This is a genomic window from Celeribacter sp. PS-C1, from assembly GCF_019429625.1.
In the GTDB taxonomy this organism is placed as follows: Bacteria; Pseudomonadota; Alphaproteobacteria; order Rhodobacterales; family Rhodobacteraceae; genus Celeribacter.
The window spans coordinates 1-16,903 of sequence record NZ_JAHXRW010000017.1 but is presented as its reverse complement, the minus strand read 5'-3'; the positions used below and the strand labels follow the sequence as shown (position 1 = coordinate 16,903).

Below are 16,903 nucleotides of genomic sequence, written 5' to 3'. Positions count from 1 at the left end.
ATGACCGAACCACATGACACGACTTATCGTGGTCCCCTCGCCGGCATAAAAGTTCTCGATTTCTCGCGCATTCTCTCCGGCCCCTACGCAAGTATGGTCTTGGCCGATCTCGGCGCGGAAATCATCAAGGTTGAACCTATTGAAAAGGGCGATGAAACGCGAAACTTCCCGCCCTTCAAAGGTGGCATGAGTCATTACTACATTGCTCTCAACCGCTGCAAAAAGAGCATCGCACTTGATCTGAAATCTCCCGAGGGCGCTCAAATCGCAAGAGAGCTCGCCGCACAGAGCGACATCGTACTCGAAAACTTTCGCCCGGGCGTCATGGACCGACTGGGTCTCGGCTACGATGCACTGAAAGCGGACAACAAAGGGCTGATCTATTGCTCGATCACCGGATTTGGCAAAGATAGCCCCCATGGTGACAAACCCGCGTTTGACATCGTGGCACAAGCGCTCTCAGGCATCATGAGTGTTAATTGTGAACCAGGACAGGCCCCGAACAAGCTGGGCATCCCGATGGGAGATATGGCCGGCAGCATCTTCTCTCTCTTCGGTTTGCTTGCCGCGCTTCACGAGCGCAATGTGACGGGACAAGGTCGTCACGTCGAAATCGCAATGCTCGACAGCCTGATCGCACTCCAAGGCTATTTGTCGCAAATCTATTTTGTCACTGGCGAAAGTCCGAAGCCCGTCGGCACACAACACCCCAGCATCGTTCCCTATGGATCGTTTCCGACCGCCGATGGCCACGTGATAGTGGCCTGCTTGACCGAGCGCTTTTGGCACAATTTCGCGCGCTGCCTGGGACGGGACGATCTGATCGAAGACCCGCGCTTTGCCCTTTATGAGGCGCGACTCGCCAACCGAAAAGAACTTGAACCCATCATTCATGAGAGAATGACCCAAGACGACACGGCGTATTGGCTGGAGCGTTTGACGGAATTCGACGTTCCCAATGCTCCCATTCTCTCGATTGGAGATGCCCTATCGCAGGAGCATGTCGCAGCACATGGTTTGATCGAGGAAGTTTCCCACCCGGAAATCGGCACCATGAAAGTCGTGCGAGGCCCTATCAGGTTTGACGGAAGAGGCGCCGGCCCTGCCTCAGCGCCGTCACTTTTGGGCGAAAACACCCATGAGGTTCTTCGTGAGGCACTGGGATATTCCGAGGAAAAGGTCGATCAATTGTGTCGTCGCTCAGTCATCGGTGGTCGAACCGCAGTCAAGGATCCGCTTTAGGCATTCAGGAAAAATGGAAAGGCGAGAAATCGCCTTTCCTTCTCCACTGAGAAGTCTTTCAAGCTGAAAACTGATGGGCCGGCGGCAGGGCAACTCTGCAGATCTTATCGGTTTCAAGATGTAAGACGCGTTCACCGCATCTAGTAGGATCGACTGCCCCCTTGGCATCGGTTGCTGCGATTTGGCGTATCGAATGCGCATGGCTCTAACGTCCGAAACACGAAGGAAGGCCCCGCCAGAGCGTCCGAATGTTGAAGAAAGGAAAAGCGGTTAGAACCTGTTTGAAACAAACCCTATTCCACCACATCTGCGAATTCCAACATATCAACCGGAGGCCAAACTCCGATCTCTCGGGCGAAACTCAGGTTTATCGTCAGGGCAAATTCGTCCATTTTTGCAACAGGAAGCGCCCCGGGCAGTTTCCCATCCAAGAGTATGTCCGCGACCTGACGGCCCGCAAGACGCCCGACGTCGTAATAGCGGGCTGCAACCGATATCAGCGCGTTCCCGTCCTGAACCATTTCTTCGTATGAACTTATGACCGGCAGATTTTCAGCTTTGGCGGCGGCACCGAGTATCGCGGCATTCGAGCGAAGAAAGGACGAACTTCCAACATAAAGCGCATCAGAACCGGCTTGCTTTAACCGCCTCACATGGACGCCGATGTCCTCGGGCATGGGGGCTCCATTTTCGGACAGTTCGAAACCATAGTCGACGAGTTCGATCCCGATGCTGGGAAGAAGATCTGCCAATTCGTCACGCTTTCCGACAGAGTTCTTTTCGTTCGCATTATAAAGAAGCCCGAGCTTCTTTAAATTCGGAACAAAGCGCTGCAAAGTGTCCACCGTCACTGTTTCCGGCACCCTGTTATATGTTCCGGTCAAGTTCTCGCGCCCAGTGTCTTCGAGGCTCTTGGCGATCCCAGATCCAACCGGGTCAGCGACAATCATGAAGACCTGAGGGATATCATGGTTAAAATTCGCATCCTCTAGCTGTGCAAGGGTTCCGGCAGTGGCGAGCGTGACAGTCGTTCCCCACGATATGATGAGGTCGACACCCTCCGCGCGCGCGTCTTCGACAAGCCCCTTTAACCGCGCCTTGTCGCGGCCAGCGTCGCGTACTGATATCCTGACATCCGGAGCAACCTCCTCAAGATAGTCTTTGACGCCTTGGCAAGATTCCTCACAGCCACGCCAGGTCGCAAACAGAACCGTCTGATCTTTCGCGACGGCTTGCGCGGCGAGTAACAGACAGGTCGAGGCAACGAATACGCAAGTGCGGATACCCATTATACCGGCGTCTCCCTTCTTTTCGTTCTGCTTGATGAAATCATGCCGAAAATGACCGCGCCGGACAACGACAAGATGCCGAGAGAGGCAAAGATCAGGGATGGATCAGAATTTTCAGGAGTGGCGAAGAAAATTGCGACAAAGGCGACAATTGCGCCAAGTCTTTCAGCAAACCGGTATCCCGCGATCCACGACGCTTTTCGGCCGCAGTAAAAGACAACAAGTGCGTAGAGGGGCGCGCGAAGAATGGCATGGCCAAAGCCAAGCAGCGCTACGACGAAAATTGGTCCAAGAGACGCAAAACCTGCTCCGAGCAACGCAACCGCAGCCAAAATGGCTCCCATAACGGCCGCGAGCCTTTCATTAAAACCGATGGCGTTCGAAAGGTAACCGGCAAGAGGGGCGATCAAGATTGCTGATAGGTAATACAACATCACGATCCTCGCGATGATCGTGGTCTCATATCCTTGCTGTGAAAGGGTCATCGGCACGAGATACCAGACGACAATGGCCGTCGCCGCGCTCATTGGCACGGCAAGGCAAGCCACAGTCAAGAAAAACGACAGTGGAGATTGCTTTTCAACACCTGCCGCCCTGTTGCTGTGCCTGACAGCGCCGGCGGGACCTGACAGGCCCCAGCGCGCGGCAAACCACGCGCAGATTATTGTAGCCGCGCCGAGTAAAATCGCCGCGGAATAGCCGACCTCAAATGCAATAACGCCGCCAATCACGGATCCTGCGAGAACGCCACCATATAGTGCGGTATTCAGGGAAGCTTGGGTTTCCGCTGCGGCGCCGTGCTCTCCAGCGCGCAACATATATGCTGAACAAGAAACTGCCGCCAATGTATATCCGGCCCCCACGATCATCCGACCGAATGCAATACCGGCAAGCTCGGAAGACACGGACATAACGACGAGGCCCGTTATGATCGGGGGAACGGCACAGAAAAACGCCTTCTGCGGCCCGACCCGCGTGATCACGCGCGACGCGAGAGGGGCAGAGACCGCCGCTGCGAGGAGGTAAAGGATCAGAGGGAGTGCGGCCGCAACCGCGCCGGGAAGTGCGGCCATCCGCTCCGCATTTCTGGCCATGACCGGCAAGAAAGAGGCCGTCGTTTCTGTCCCGAGGGCCAAGAGAAACATGGGAAGGCGACCGGACAAGGGCAAAGAAATTTCGAACCGTCTCGGATCCGCCTTTTCCCGTGAGTTCAACCGCGCAAGGTGCAACGCCCTGTCGTTCAGACGCTCAGCGAGCCGTCTCATCTGCCCTCCAGAGGGCACATCGATCACTTTATCAAAACAGCCACGGCGTTGTTCTTCCAATAGACCTGTGACAGCCAAACGTGGAATCCAGATATTGCGCGCCGCGAGCGCTAGGATGACCTCAACACCAAGGAAAATGATTGCAAGAGCAATCACGCTGATATCCAAAAGCGCCCGCAGTAAGCGGGTTTCAATCTGGCGCGGGTCACCAGACAACTCGATTTCGGCAACAATTCTGCTTCGGGCGAGGACCGAAAAAGTGTTCGTCCAAGTCTGCGCCCCCAAAACGTTTTGTAATCCGCCGCCCGCGTCACCATTTTCGAGATCGAGCAAAACTTCACGATTGTTTGCGACGATTTTCACCCGTCGGATCTCCGGGAAGTCGGCCACCGTCTCAGCCACTTTCTCGTCAAACCCCGCAACCGCATCGATTGGAATACCAAGCTCCAACGTTCTCTGGAGATCATCGCGCAACATCGTGCCAAGAAGATCCATCCTCTGCCGAAGCTCTGGCTCGATGGCATCGTCGTAGGCGCGAATGACCACGGTCGAGAAGCTGGCGATGGTAAAGGCAATAACCAGTGTTAATGCCAAGGTCACACGCAGACGCAGTGTCTTTTGTGAGGGGGCGCCACGGTTTCTCAACGCGTGCCGTCCCGCGCATTCAGGTATTGCAATTCAGCCTCATGCATTGCCGAGGCGATCCCCTCATGTCCCCCGTCTTTTCGATTGATCGTATCCCCACGCCACAAATGTTGGGACGCTTCAAAATCAGCCGTTAGGAATTCTTGATCAAAGCGAAGTTCGTGCTTGAAAACACTTCGGACCATCCAGGCCGAGATCACGCTACTGATCACACAAAAGCCGAGCGCCCATGTCGCAAGTCGACCCGCCATTGCCCAAACGGCTGTCGTCGCGGTTGCACCGGAGTATTCAATCATCAGAGCTCCGGCAACGTCTCCGGAACTTTGCTTGAATGCCGCGAGATACCGATAATCGCCACGTTCCTTGTAAATCGCACTGGACGCCCCTTCTGCCAAAAGCTGACCAATTTCAGCTCTTTCGGCGTCAAGAACACTGCCTGAAGTGCTTCTGACAATCGCACCATTCCGATCAAGCACATGCAGCGCGGTGATTGCATCGTCAGCCTGCCGCGCCCGCTCCAGGACAGCATCAAGGTTCCGGACAGTCGAGAGTTCCAAACCAATCATCGCCGCAGAGCCCAATGGCTCAGAAACACGATCCGCGATGACCTTCAGACGCTCCTGTTCCAAGCCTGTGCGGACCTGATCGAATTGCAGCACGGAGAGAAATACGAAGACAACCAAAACAGCCACGTTGATTGCCACCGCTGACAGGATAAGCTCTCTATATGTAAAGATCTTTGGCCCCATCTGAGAATTGTTACGGGGACCCAGTCTCTGCTGTCAATAAAAGGATCAGAAACGGGGAAGCCGTTTGGAGCGGGAGGCGATCCAAACGCAAGATAAGAGCCTTTTTTGGAAAAGCGCCTTGGCCATAAATTCCTGTGCTCGACAATCCTGATAGGAAATTACTCGCGACGGAGCACCCCTTTCATATGAAAGGTAAGGAAAGCATTGGGTCACTCTTGCTTCGGACTTCTCAGAACAGCCTCGCCAATCGCGCAACTCGCCATAACGAAAATACCACCGAACTTCGGCACATCCTCAAGTACAAATCCTAAACGAAGCAGGAAACCTTCCAAGTTGCTCGACAATGGCAGCAGAGCAACCAGCAAACCCCAGAACAAATCAACAGAAACAGAGGCGACAAATACTGCAATGGCCATAAAAATTGGCCAACTCAGGCGACTTGCAGTCTTACTAAAAAGGACGAAAACGAGGAGTGCGAGAAGCCCGTAAATCGCGAAAAAGGCAGCCTGCCATGGCCCCAGCGCCTCATGAATAAGAAAGGCATCATCGACCGCAAAGAGACAACAAAACAGCGCCAAAGTTGCGAGTGGTAAATCGCTTCTCTTCCAAGCCGCAATGGCAGCTGCGACAGCGGCGACAGCCATGAGGAGGATCCCGAGATCGCTTATCAGTCCAGCTTCCGGAAGAGTGCTTAAAGAACGGTCCCTCAATGCTGCAACAGCGTCAAATCCAAGCCAAAAGAGCGTCAACACCATCAACGAGGCTGCGATCAAACCAATTAAGAGAACCACAGTGGAATGGCTTGCTCCACTTTTGCGCGTCAGAAGAACAAAACGCATCTCGCTCAAACGCCTCGTCACTGAATTTTAGCTGACTCACCATAGTCACACAGAGAGTTGTGTCGACGATAATTATTCACAGCTTAAGAATTATACATCCAACTCATCTGAAATAGCCAAGGGCCACCATGGGCAGTCCGCTTCGCCCGCACAGCGGACTTTGGCCTAGCACCGCAGGCTGCACGGAGTCGCGGACGATTGGGAAAGGAGGATCGCGCTCAACAGGAAGTCACAGAGTTGGGCTTTACCCCCATCACACGATGATAGACACGGCCTGCTAAGCTTACGATCTGCTTCAAAGGTAACGGTTCGGGTCTCGCCCGGAGTGTCGCCCAGCGCTTCTGAAGAATGGCATATTCCGCCGCGAAACGTTCCTTCGCCTCAAGAGGCTCTCGTGTTCGCAGAGATTTCGAGACCTCTGCTCGCCCAATTACGGCGAAGAGATCGGCGGGGACTCGAACGCGAATGTAGAAAATTCCGCTCTTTAGGTCTTTGACTGGCTTCAGCATAATCAACGCCATTGTGTAGGCCACCTGTGTAGGAGACCGAATACATAAGGCGCTGTTATCACGCAACTATTTGTAATTCCCATGGAAGTGATGGTGCTGCTGGAGAGAATTGAACTCTCGACCTCTCCCTTACCAAGGGAGTGCTCTACCTCTGAGCTACAGCAGCGCCGGGTGCGTCAGGTGCGCCATGTCACCGTCGCCGTGGGCGGCTAATTAGACGTGATCGCATCGTTGCGCAAGCGTATTTTCGATAAAAATTTCCATCCGGGCAAAGTTTCTTTTGCAGGTGCGATCTTTGGCGGCAATCTCATCGCAGCAGCGCCCTCAGGAAAGCGCAGAAACCACTCGAAAACTGCAACCCGAAGACTGACGGATGTGCCGTGGGATTCGGCATCCGTCAGCGGAACGCTCTCGCCCTGTGGAAACGACAGCCATTGTAAATGCGCCTCATGCTGAGACCACGTTGGCGCTGAATGCTAGTCCGCTCGAATATGAATGCCGCAAGAAATTGCAACCGGCCACGCCCTTCATTGGGCTGGCCGGTCGACGGTTTAGATTCCGAGGATCGCCATTGCTTCGGCGAGGGCGTCGACGGAAGCTTGGTGGTTGCCAGCATTGTGTTCGGTCTCCCCGATCATGCGGAGATCTTTGACGCGGGCCATGTCTTCCGTGCTGAGCTCCGCGGTTTCCAGCGCGGCGTCGATGGCGGCCATGTCGGCGGGGCAGTGGAAGGCCAGCGCGGGGCTCGCGATGGCGGCGAGGAATGCGGCAGTGAGCAGTTGTTTCATGATGTCCTCCCTGATCATATTTGCCGACTTTACCACGACAGCGGGGCGTCGAGTTTCACTTTCCCGTGCCTCTCCCAGCGACCTTCCCCCACCAACACTGGACGGGCGGAACGGCATTGGCTACATGGAACACCATGGACAACAAGACCGATCCCTCACGGAAACCTGCAAAACCCGCGCCGAAAAGCCGGGATGAGCGCTTGAAAGCCGCGCTGAAGGCCAATCTTCAGCGGCGCAAGGCACAGGCGCGCGCACGCACCACTTCCGATGAGAGCGACGACGGCAAGGACGAGTAAGGCAAGAGCATGGATTCTATTCTGGTGCGGGGCAACGGGCCTCTGAACGGTGACATCGAGATTGCGGGGGCGAAAAACGCCTGTCTCGCGCTGATGCCGGCCACGCTTTTGTCGGATGAGCCGCTGACGCTGACCAACGCGCCGCGCCTGTCGGACATCAAAACGATGACTGCACTTTTGGCCTCTCTGGGCGCCGAAGTGACCGCGCTGCAAGAGGGCAAGGTGCAGGCCATGTCCTGTCACGGCGAGATCAACCCGGTCGCCGACTACGAGATCGTGCGCAAAATGCGGGCCTCGAATCTGGTGCTCGGCCCCCTGCTCGCCCGTCTCGGTCATGCAGTCGTGTCGCTGCCGGGCGGCTGCGCGATCGGTGCGCGTCCGATGGATTTGCACACCACGGCTCTGGAAGCGTTGGGCGCCGAGATCGAATTGAGAGACGGCTACCTGCACGCCAAGGTCGCGGGCGGTCGCCTCAAGGGCGCCGTACACAAAATGCGCTTCCCGTCGGTGGGCGCGACGGAGAACTTCCTGATGGCTGCGTCTCTGGCCAAAGGCACGTCGGTTCTGGAAAATGCCGCGCGTGAGCCGGAGATCGTCGATCTGGCCGACTGCCTCAACAAAATGGGCGCGCAAATCGAGGGCGCGGGCACCTCGCGGATCGAAATTCAGGGCGTCGACCGCCTGCATGGCGCGACGCATCCGGTGGTGACTGACCGGATCGAGCTTGGCACCTTCATGTTGGCGCCCGCGATCTGTGGCGGCGAGGTGACCTGTCTCGGCGGCAAGCTGTCGCTGGTCGAAAGCTTTGTTGAAAAGCTCGAACTCGCGGGCGTCTCTGTAGAGGAAAACGAGCGCGGCCTGACCGTGTCACGCAAGAACGGCCGAGTGAAGGCCGTCGACGTGACGACCGAGCCTTTCCCCGGTTTTCCCACCGATTTGCAGGCCCAGATGATGGCGCTTCTGTGCACCGCCGAGGGCACATCGGTCTTGGAAGAAACCATTTTCGAGAACCGCTTCATGCACGCCCCGGAACTCATTCGCATGGGCGCGAACATCGAAGTGCATGGCGGTCACGCGACCGTCCATGGCGTCGACAAGCTCAAAGGCGCACCGGTGATGGCGACCGATCTGCGCGCGTCTGTTTCGCTCATTCTGGCAGGGCTGGCGGCAGAGGGTGAAACCGTGGTCTCGCGGGTCTACCACCTCGACCGCGGCTATGAGTTCATCGAGCGCAAGCTCTCCGGCATCGGCGCGCAGATCGAGAGGATCAAAAGCTGATGGTCGAAGACGCGAGATTCGAAGACGGCGGTGAGCGACCGCTGGCGCTCAAGGCGATAGATGTGGACGACCTGACGGTCATGTCTGCGCTTGTGCAGGACGCCATCGTGCCGATGGGAGAGATATCCTACGACGCCAACCGTCGCCGTTTCGCGTTTTTGATCAATCGCTTTCGTTGGGAAGACGTGGAGGCCGCCGAGCGCCGGGGCCGCCCGGTCGAACGCGTTCAAGCCGTTTTGGTCTTTGACGACGTCATGTCCGCGCGCTCGACGGGGGTGCCCTCGGGCGACAAGGACATGATCCTGTCGCTGCTGTCGATCACCTTTGCCGCAAAAGAGGACGGCATGGGCACAGTCGAGATCACTTTGGCTGGCGACGGCACGATTGCGCTTGAGGTCGAGGCGCTGGATGCTACGCTCAAAGATGTCACACGGCCTTATGTGGCGCCATCACATAAGGTACCGCGGCACAACGAATAAACGACTACTCTTTATTTTGAAGGACATTTTATGAAGACCTTTTTGACAGCAGGCCTCCTGGCCTGCGCCCTTGCCACGAATGCCTCCGCTGAACAGGTGACAGGCACCTACCCAATCGACAAAGACTTTGCGCAACACGAATTGAACTGGCAACCGCGCGGCAAAACGGTGATCCGCTGGACTGTCATCAATGACAACGGGTATATCGCCGTGTGTGGTGGATATTCCACCACGGGTGGCGGCATGGCCTTCAAAGCCTCCGGCGATATGCTCGCCGCTGCGGGGGTGAAAATGAATGACGAGTCGATCCTCAAGAATCTGCGGTATTTTGCCCAACTGAAAAGCAATCAGCAAAGCATCGGGCATGTCGGAGAGCAAGCCAACTGTGTTCGCACAACGGCGCCCGCCCCGAAATCGCAAGTGTCCTTCGAGTTGTATTCGACCAAATCCGATTTCCGGTACTAAATGCGGACTTCCATTCCGACGCCCCCGAGGCCTCAAGTAGGGATGGAAGCGGATAAGTTCAGCCACGCAGGTGCTCAACAGCTTGAGCGTTGTGCCAACCCGCGCTATGTCGGTCTCCAAACGCGCATCTCTGGTGCGTTGTGCCCCGCCCTCTCCCTGCAACGGGCCAAAGGCGGAGCGCTATAAGGAGACCGACATGCCCCACTTCCTGTCCACCACGGATTCTGATTTCGAGACCCGCTTTGCCGCGCTTTTGACCATGAAGCGTGAGGACAGCCCGGATGTCGATGACGCCGTGGCCGCGATCATCAAGGACGTGCGCACGCGCGGCGATGCAGCTGTGTTGGAGCTGACGGCGCGCTTCGACCGGATGGTGCTCACCACCGACCAACTTCGGTTCTCCGATGAAGAAATCGATACGCTCTGTGCACAAGTGTCGGCTGAGGAACGCGACGCGCTGGAACTCGCGGCGCAACGCATCCGCGCCTATCACGTCCGCCAGATGCCCGACGATCAGATGTGGACCGACCCGGATGGCGCCACTTTGGGGTGGCGCTGGACGCCCGTTTCGGCGGCGGGGCTTTACGTACCGGGCGGGCTGGCCTCCTATCCGTCTTCCGTTTTGATGAATGCGATTCCCGCAAAAGTCGCCGGTGTAAACCGTCTCGCCATCACCGTGCCGACCCCTGACGGGATCGCCAATCCGCTCGTGCTGATGGCCGCGCGCATCGCAGGGGTGGACGAAATTTACCGCATCGGCGGCGCGCAAGCGATCGCCGCACTTGCTTACGGCACCGAAACGATCGCGCCCGTCGACAAGATCACCGGTCCGGGCAATGCCTTTGTGGCCGCTGCCAAGCGCCGCGTCTTTGGCAAGGTCGGCATCGACATGATCGCTGGTCCGTCGGAGATTCTGGTCATCGCCGACAAGCACAACGACCCGGACTGGATCGCCGTCGATCTGATGTCTCAAGCCGAACATGACGAAAGCGCGCAGTCCATTCTGATCACCGATGATGCGGAGTTCGGCGTGGCCGTGGCGAAGGCTGTTGAGGCGCGCCTTGAAACGCTCGAGCGCCGCGCGATTGCCGGCAAAAGCTGGGAAGATTTCGGTGTCGTGATCACCGTGCGCGATCTGGATGAAGCGGCCCTGTTGTCGGATCGTTTCGCCCCCGAACACCTTGAACTCTGCGTCGAGAACCCGGATGCGCTGTCCGCGAAGATCCAACACGCTGGTGCGATTTTCCTCGGCGCCTGGACGCCGGAGGCCATCGGCGACTATGTCGGCGGCCCGAACCACGTCCTGCCCACCGCGCGCTCCGCTCGTTTCTCGTCGGGCTTGTCGGTTTTGGACTTCCTCAAACGCACGACATTGGCCAAGATGTCCCCTGAAGCGCTCAAGGCCATTGGCCCTGCAGCAGAGCGTCTGGCGAAATCCGAAAGCCTCGAGGCGCATGGCCTGTCTGTGCGCGCGCGGCTGGACCGGTTGAACGCAGACAAGTAAGAGGGTGTGATGAGTAAACTGATCGCCGTTGAGATCGACGATGCGGGGCTTGCGGCGCCCACGCCTGAGATTGAACAGGAACGCAAGGTTGCGATTTTCGACCTGTTGGAGGACAACTCCTTCACCCTGCCCGCGCGCGAGGACCGCGACGTGCCCGAGGGGCCGTTTAAACTTGGCCTCGCGATCCGCGAGCGGCGTCTGGTCTTTGAACTGAGCACGGAAAGCGGGGATAAAGCGGCGGAGTTCCACCTCTCGCTTGGGCCGTTCCGGCAGGTCGTGAAGGACTATTTCCAAATCTGCGAAAGCTATTTCGACGCCGTCAAAAAGATGCCGCCCTCACAGATCGAAGCCATCGACATGGCCCGACGCGGCATTCACAACGAAGGCGCGCGGGTGCTGCAGGAGCGGCTCGAAGGCAAGGCGGACGTCGACATCGACACGGCGCGGCGGTTGTTCACCCTGATTTGCGTGTTGCACTGGGGGTAAGGGCGTGGCGGCAGAATTCCCTCATTCGGTTCTGTTCTGCTGCGACCACAACGCGGTGCGTTCGCCCATGGCGGAAGGGTTGATGAAGAAATTCTACCCCGGCAAGGTCTATGTCCAATCCGCAGGCGTGCATTCCGATCTCGATGTCGATGGGTTCGCCGTCGCCGTCTGTGAGGAACTGGGCATTGAGTTGCACCGCCACCGCTCCCGCTCTTTTGACGATCTGAAAGACTGGGGCGATGACATTTCCTCCTACGACTTGATCATCGCACTGTCGCCCGCTTCCCAGCGCCAAGCGCTTGAACTGACACGGTATTACCACCTCGATGTGGAATATTGGCCGATCATGGACCCGACTGGCATAGGCGAGACGCGTGACGCGAAACTCGATGCTTACCGTCAGGCCCGCGATCAAATCATCACCCGAATGCAGGCCCGTTTCGGCCCCGCCCACGCTTAAACACCCCACCTCTTCAAGGATCTTCCCATGACCCAGAACCGCGTTGAAACGCTGGCCCTGTTGACCCGCTATTACGAGGCGTTCGCAGCCCATGATCACGCCACCATGCTCGACTGCCTCACAGACGACATCGAGCACCGGATCAACCAAGGCCCCGTAGAGCACGGCAAGGAGGCCTTCGCAGCATTCATGGTCACGATGGACACCGCCTATCAGGAAACGCTGGCTGACATGGTGCTTTTCGCCAATGACGAAGGCACCCGTGCCGCCGCTGAATTCCGCGTGCTGGGCAAATACCTCAAAACCGCAGAGGGCTACCCCGAAGCGCACGGCCAATCCTACGACCTGCCTGCTGGCGCGTTTTTCGACATTCGCGACGGCAAGATCGCCCGCGTCTCGGTCTATTACAACGCCGAGGACTGGGTGGCGCAGGTCTCCTGAGGAGAGCACAATGACGCTGAGCTTTCGCACCCTGAAAGGCGCCGAGGTCGAGGCCGCGCTGGATGATCTGGCGCGGCTGCGGATCGCGGTGTTCCGCGAGTGGCCCTATCTCTACGACGGCTCGCTCGACTATGAGCGCAATTACATGGCGAGCTATGTCGGCAATGACCGTGCCGTTCTAGTGGCCGCCTTTGACGGCGACCGCATTGTCGGGGCTGCTACCGGATCACCACTCGCGGAACATGCCGAAGACTTCGCGTCAGCCTTCGCCCATGTAGAAATGCCGATGGACAGCGTGTTCTATTGCGCCGAGTCGGTGCTCTTGCCGGAGTATCGCGGTCATGGCGCGGGGCATGCATTCTTCGACGCCCGCGAAGCTCATGCCCGCGCCTTGGGGCTCTCGTATTCGGCCTTTTGTTCGGTCATCCGCCCGGAAAATCACCCCTTGCGTCCCAAGGGCGCCCGCAGTCATGATATATTCTGGCGCAAGCGGGGGTATGTTCCGATGGAGGGCGTGATCGCGCATTTCGCCTGGAAAGACGTGAATGAAACGGAAAGCTCCGATAAGTCTCTGCAATTTTGGGGAAAAACGCTTTGAAACTGATCGCATTCTCGTGGCAACCCGATTGGGCACAAACACCGGATCATTGGCTGGATCGCTACCGGGCCGCCTTGGCCGATGCCGATGCGGACCGCGACAGCTTGGTCGTCTTCCCGGAATACGCCGCCTTGGAGGCCGCGTTTTATGGCGATGTCACCTTGGACGCGCGCGGCTGGATGACCCGTGGCGCGGATCATTTCGACGCCTATTGCGACGGGATTCGCACGTTGGTGGCGGAGACCGGCGCGACCATCCTCGGCGGCTCTGGCTTTGCACGGTCCGGCGACCAGATCGTCAATCGCGCGCTATTTTGCGGCCCCGAGGGCGAGGGCTTCGTCGAAAAACGCACCCCCACCCCCTATGAGCGCGCCATCGACATGGCCGCCGGCGCCCCCACACCGCTGTTCGAGACACGTTTCGGCAAGGTCGCAGCGCTTATCTGTTACGACAGTGAATTCCCGCTCTTGTCGCGTCGCTATGCCGACGAGGGCGCTGAGATCCTCTTGGTGCCCTCTTGCACCGACACCGAACATGGCGCCATGCGGGTCGAGATCGGCTGCCGCGCACGTGCCCTCGAAGGTCAGATGATCGTCGCCATGTCCCCATTGGTGGGCGAAGTGCCGGAATGCGAGGTCGTCGACGTGAATTTCGGCCAAGCGGGCATTTTCGCGCCCCCCGATGGCGGCTTCCCGGCCTCCGGCGTTCTCGCCACAGGCACCAAGCATTTCCAAAGCACCGCCGTGCTCGACACCTTGACCGAGTCGGTCGCAGAGGCCCATCGAGGCGGCGCCGTCAGCGTCAAAACCCACTGGCCAGAGAGCGAAACCGGCCAGAAAGCGGTCGAAACGCTGAAATTCGCTTAAATCCTCCTTGAAACTGCACCGTTAAAGGCGCATTTACTAGCGCGCCCGTACATCAGGCGGGTGAAACAACGATGGAGTGACCATGGCCAAGGAAGAAATGCTCGAATTTCCCGGTGTCGTTAAGGAACTCCTGCCGAACGCGACATTCCTGGTCGAGCTGGAAAACGGCCATACGATCATCGCGCATACGGCAGGCAAAATGCGGAAAAACCGCATCCGTGTTCTGGCTGGCGACAAAGTGCAAGTCGAAATGACCCCCTACGATCTGACCAAGGGTCGGATCAACTACCGCTTCCGCTGAGCGGTTCTGGCTTCTATGAAGCTTATTCTCGGTTCAGGCAGCCCGCGCCGGAAGGAACTTCTGGCGCAGCTGGGCCTCACCCCCGACGACATCCGTTCTCCCGACATCAATGAGGACCCGGCCAAGGGCGAATTGCCCCGGCCCTATTGCGCACGTATGGCGCGTGAAAAGGTTCTGGCCGTGCCGCGGGCTGAGGATGAGGTCGTGCTTTGTGCCGACACCACGGTGGCCTTGGGCCGCCGCATCATGGGCAAACCTGCCGATGAAAAGGAATGTGCCGAATTTCTTTTGGCCATGTCCGGTCGGCGCCATACGGTGATCACCGCCGTGGCCGTCGCCCATGGCGATCGCGTTTGGGAGACCGACGTGGTGACCACCGTGAAAATGAAGCGCCTCTCTGACATTGAGCTGAACAGCTATCTCGCCTCGGGCGATTGGCACGGCAAGGCGGGCGGCTACGGCATTCAGGGCCCCGCCGGCGCTTTTATTCCTTGGATTCAAGGCAGCTATTCCGCCGTCATGGGCCTTCCCGTGGCAGAGACGGCCAATTTGTTGATGGCTGCGGGCTATCCGATTTATGGAGTGCACTCATGAAGGGTACCGTTATCGCCTTGGGCGAAGTTCAGGGCAAACGCGCCGCCGCCTTCATCCGCGACGGCCTGCTCGACGATTTTCTGGTGGACGCGGGCGAGGATGCCCCCCCTGTCCCCGGTGCGATCTTTCGCGCCAAAGGCGGGCGTAGTCTCAAAGGCATGGGCGGCGCTCTCTTGGACCTGCCGAACGGCGAGAAAGCCTATCTGCGTGGCAACAAGGGCCTAAAGCCCGGCGCGCCGATGTTGGTGCAAGTCACCCATATCGCCGAGGAAGGCAAAGCCGTCCCCGTCACGACGCGGGTGCTGTTCAAATCGAAATTCGCCATCGTCACGCCGGATGCGCCGGGGCTGAACATCTCGCGTCAAATCTCGGAAGACGAGGAACTCATCCGCCTGCACGATCTGGCCGCTGAGGGCATGGAAGGCGCCGATGAGACCATGGGTCTGATTCTGCGCTCTGCGTGCGAGGGCGCGACGGACGACGAAATCGCCGAAGACATCTCCGCCATGCGCGGGCTTTGCGAAGCCGTGCTCGCGGACCTCTCGGGCGAGCCGGAGCTTTTGGTGGACGGATCAGACGCCTGGGAGGTCGCTTGGCGCGACTGGCCCAAAGCCGACATCTTTGACGACAGCGGCGATGCCTTCGACAACCACGGTGTTCATGAGCTGATCGACGCAGCACTCGACCCGTGCGTACCGCTCAAAGGCGCAGGGTCCATGTTCATTGAACCGACCCGCGCGCTTGTCGCCGTAGACGTAAACACCGGCGGAGACTTTTCCACCGCAGCAGGGCTGAAGGCGAATATCGCTCTGGCGCGCGATCTGCCGCGACAGTTGCGCTTGCGCGGCCTTGCGGGGCAAATCACCCTCGATCTCGCCCCCATGGCAAAAAAAGACCGCCGCCAGTTCGAACACAGCCTGAAAGCCGCTTTCAAACCCGAAGGCCACGACACGGTGCTGGCTGGCTGGACCCCGCTCGGGCATTTCGAGATTCAGAAAAAGCGTGAGCGCGTGCCGATTGCCGAGGTTCTGCGATGAGCTGCCCGATCTGCGGCGGCGACACGGCGCAAAAATACCGCCCCTTCTGCTCAAAACGCTGCGCGGATGTGGATTTGGCGCGTTGGATGAACGGCTCATATGCCGTTCCGAGCGGCCGCGAAGAGGACCCGGAAGAGATCGCCGAGGCAATGGAAGAGGCTTTGCGCGAACAGTTTGAGGCGCTGACGAAAAAACCTCACTAATGAGGTGATTTTCCTCTGGACAGTCCCGCGCCCCCCGACTAGAACCCCGCTACCCGAACGAGAAGTCGTTCAGCGAGAAATCGCTCCCGTTGCCCGGGTAGCTCAGGGGTAGAGCAGTGGATTGAAAATCCTCGTGTCGGTGGTTCGATTCCGCCCCCGGGCACCATTTTTCAAAAGAAAAATAAACATAACTTAATGATATCATTGAGTTTTATACTTTTCCCAATGTATTCAGGCCTAATTTGCTACACAATTTGCTCCCGATTTTGCTACACATTTCCGTTTAAATTTGCTTTCGAACACGATCCCCAGGTCACCCCGGAAATCGCACCATTCATATTCGAGACGCCGATATCACCGCTCTTCAAGCAGTTGCTCGGCCGTGCGGGACGCCAGGACATGATCGCGGGCGTCCCGAAGAGCGCGCCGAAGCGCTTTAAAAATTTCGATCAGATGCGAGAGTTGCGCCATCCTATCCGACATCCCAAAGTCCTCGCTGGTATCCCTGAGCATCGCGCCATCTCCAAAACCGGGCTTGATCTCATTGAGCTCTCGCCGGATTTCGTCGC

Annotated in this window: 22 protein-coding genes and 2 tRNA genes; 16 read left to right on the top strand and 8 right to left on the bottom strand. The window is 58.0% G+C overall.

What is annotated here, in order from left to right:
* The gene (locus tag J5Y17_RS17870) at window positions 1–1,242 is read left to right on the top strand and encodes a CaiB/BaiF CoA-transferase family protein (RefSeq protein ID WP_219787225.1); all 1,242 of its coding nucleotides are present in this window, start codon (window positions 1–3) and stop codon (window positions 1,240–1,242) included.
* A 293-nt stretch (window positions 1,243–1,535) separates the two neighbouring features.
* On the opposite strand, the gene J5Y17_RS17865 is transcribed toward J5Y17_RS17870, so the two are convergent.
* From J5Y17_RS17865 to J5Y17_RS17840, 7 genes are all read right to left on the bottom strand, one after another.
* Entirely contained in the window at window positions 1,536–2,531 is a 996-nt protein-coding gene (locus J5Y17_RS17865; protein ID WP_219787224.1) for an ABC transporter substrate-binding protein, read from the bottom strand.
* Window positions 2,531–4,396 (bottom strand): MFS transporter, encoded by a 1,866-nt coding sequence (locus tag J5Y17_RS17860; RefSeq protein WP_219787223.1) that lies wholly within the window; start codon window positions 4,394–4,396, stop codon window positions 2,531–2,533. The genes J5Y17_RS17865 and J5Y17_RS17860 overlap by 1 nt, the downstream gene beginning before the upstream one ends.
* A 41-nt stretch (window positions 4,397–4,437) precedes the next feature.
* On the bottom strand, window positions 4,438–5,133 hold the full coding sequence (locus J5Y17_RS17855) for a hypothetical protein (protein WP_219787222.1): 696 nt from the start codon (window positions 5,131–5,133) through the stop codon (window positions 4,438–4,440).
* Between the two features lie 266 nt (window positions 5,134–5,399).
* Window positions 5,400–6,038, bottom strand: a complete 639-nt coding sequence (locus J5Y17_RS17850; protein WP_219787221.1) for a hypothetical protein — start codon at window positions 6,036–6,038, stop codon at window positions 5,400–5,402.
* Between the two features lie 209 nt (window positions 6,039–6,247).
* Window positions 6,248–6,538, bottom strand: a complete 291-nt coding sequence (locus tag J5Y17_RS19355; RefSeq protein ID WP_370629005.1) for a DUF6538 domain-containing protein — start codon at window positions 6,536–6,538, stop codon at window positions 6,248–6,250.
* A 91-nt stretch (window positions 6,539–6,629) separates the two neighbouring features.
* Window positions 6,630–6,704: transfer RNA gene (locus J5Y17_RS17845), tRNA-Thr, on the bottom strand.
* Window positions 6,705–7,089: 385 nt separating this feature from the next.
* The gene (locus J5Y17_RS17840) at window positions 7,090–7,326 is read right to left on the bottom strand and encodes a hypothetical protein (RefSeq protein ID WP_219787220.1); all 237 of its coding nucleotides are present in this window, start codon (window positions 7,324–7,326) and stop codon (window positions 7,090–7,092) included.
* A 134-nt stretch (window positions 7,327–7,460) separates the two neighbouring features.
* Here J5Y17_RS17840 and J5Y17_RS17835 point away from each other — a divergent pair, with 134 nt between their 5' ends.
* The 15 genes from J5Y17_RS17835 (at window position 7,461) to J5Y17_RS17765 (ending at window position 16,500) form a co-directional block, all read left to right on the top strand.
* Entirely contained in the window at window positions 7,461–7,622 is a 162-nt protein-coding gene (locus J5Y17_RS17835; RefSeq protein WP_219787219.1) for a hypothetical protein, read from the top strand.
* A gap of 9 nt (window positions 7,623–7,631) precedes the next feature.
* Window positions 7,632–8,900 carry a UDP-N-acetylglucosamine 1-carboxyvinyltransferase gene (gene murA / locus J5Y17_RS17830; RefSeq protein ID WP_219787218.1) on the top strand — a complete coding sequence of 423 codons (1,269 nt, stop codon included), beginning with the start codon at window positions 7,632–7,634 and terminating at the stop codon, window positions 8,898–8,900.
* Window positions 8,900–9,379: a DUF2948 family protein gene (locus J5Y17_RS17825; protein WP_219787217.1), complete on the top strand. Its 480-nt coding sequence runs from the start codon at window positions 8,900–8,902 to the stop codon at window positions 9,377–9,379. Before murA ends, J5Y17_RS17825 begins: the two co-directional genes overlap by 1 nt.
* Window positions 9,380–9,409: 30 nt before the next feature.
* Window positions 9,410–9,844, top strand: coding sequence for a hypothetical protein (locus J5Y17_RS17820; RefSeq protein WP_219787216.1), 435 nt, complete (start codon window positions 9,410–9,412; stop codon window positions 9,842–9,844).
* 196 nt (window positions 9,845–10,040) lie between these two features.
* Window positions 10,041–11,348 (top strand): histidinol dehydrogenase, encoded by a 1,308-nt coding sequence (gene hisD / locus J5Y17_RS17815; protein WP_219787215.1) that lies wholly within the window; start codon window positions 10,041–10,043, stop codon window positions 11,346–11,348.
* Between the two features lie 9 nt (window positions 11,349–11,357).
* Window positions 11,358–11,834, top strand: a complete 477-nt coding sequence (locus J5Y17_RS17810) for a UPF0262 family protein (protein ID WP_219787214.1) — start codon at window positions 11,358–11,360, stop codon at window positions 11,832–11,834.
* A 4-nt stretch (window positions 11,835–11,838) separates the two neighbouring features.
* On the top strand, window positions 11,839–12,294 hold the full coding sequence (locus tag J5Y17_RS17805) for a low molecular weight phosphatase family protein (RefSeq protein WP_219787213.1): 456 nt from the start codon (window positions 11,839–11,841) through the stop codon (window positions 12,292–12,294).
* Window positions 12,295–12,321: 27 nt separating this feature from the next.
* Window positions 12,322–12,735 carry a ketosteroid isomerase-related protein gene (locus tag J5Y17_RS17800; protein WP_219787212.1) on the top strand — a complete coding sequence of 138 codons (414 nt, stop codon included), beginning with the start codon at window positions 12,322–12,324 and terminating at the stop codon, window positions 12,733–12,735.
* Window positions 12,736–12,745: 10 nt separating this feature from the next.
* The gene (locus tag J5Y17_RS17795; protein ID WP_219787211.1) at window positions 12,746–13,333 is read left to right on the top strand and encodes a GNAT family N-acetyltransferase; all 588 of its coding nucleotides are present in this window, start codon (window positions 12,746–12,748) and stop codon (window positions 13,331–13,333) included.
* Window positions 13,330–14,199 (top strand): nitrilase-related carbon-nitrogen hydrolase, encoded by an 870-nt coding sequence (locus J5Y17_RS17790; RefSeq protein ID WP_219787210.1) that lies wholly within the window; start codon window positions 13,330–13,332, stop codon window positions 14,197–14,199. Before J5Y17_RS17795 ends, J5Y17_RS17790 begins: the two co-directional genes overlap by 4 nt.
* 82 nt (window positions 14,200–14,281) lie before the next feature.
* Window positions 14,282–14,500 (top strand): translation initiation factor IF-1, encoded by a 219-nt coding sequence (gene infA / locus J5Y17_RS17785; protein WP_009573923.1) that lies wholly within the window; start codon window positions 14,282–14,284, stop codon window positions 14,498–14,500.
* A 15-nt stretch (window positions 14,501–14,515) separates the two neighbouring features.
* Window positions 14,516–15,094, top strand: a complete 579-nt coding sequence (locus J5Y17_RS17780; protein ID WP_219787209.1) for a nucleoside triphosphate pyrophosphatase — start codon at window positions 14,516–14,518, stop codon at window positions 15,092–15,094.
* The gene (locus J5Y17_RS17775; protein WP_219787208.1) at window positions 15,091–16,131 is read left to right on the top strand and encodes a ribonuclease E/G; all 1,041 of its coding nucleotides are present in this window, start codon (window positions 15,091–15,093) and stop codon (window positions 16,129–16,131) included. Before J5Y17_RS17780 ends, J5Y17_RS17775 begins: the two co-directional genes overlap by 4 nt.
* Window positions 16,128–16,334 (top strand): DNA gyrase inhibitor YacG, encoded by a 207-nt coding sequence (locus tag J5Y17_RS17770; protein ID WP_219787207.1) that lies wholly within the window; start codon window positions 16,128–16,130, stop codon window positions 16,332–16,334. The genes J5Y17_RS17775 and J5Y17_RS17770 overlap by 4 nt, the downstream gene beginning before the upstream one ends.
* 91 nt (window positions 16,335–16,425) lie before the next feature.
* A tRNA-Phe gene (locus tag J5Y17_RS17765) sits at window positions 16,426–16,500 on the top strand.
* Between the two features lie 188 nt (window positions 16,501–16,688).
* Here J5Y17_RS17765 and J5Y17_RS17760 read toward each other — a convergent pair.
* Window positions 16,689–16,903: hypothetical protein (locus J5Y17_RS17760; protein ID WP_219787206.1), on the bottom strand; the 215-nt coding region annotated here is incomplete at its 5' end.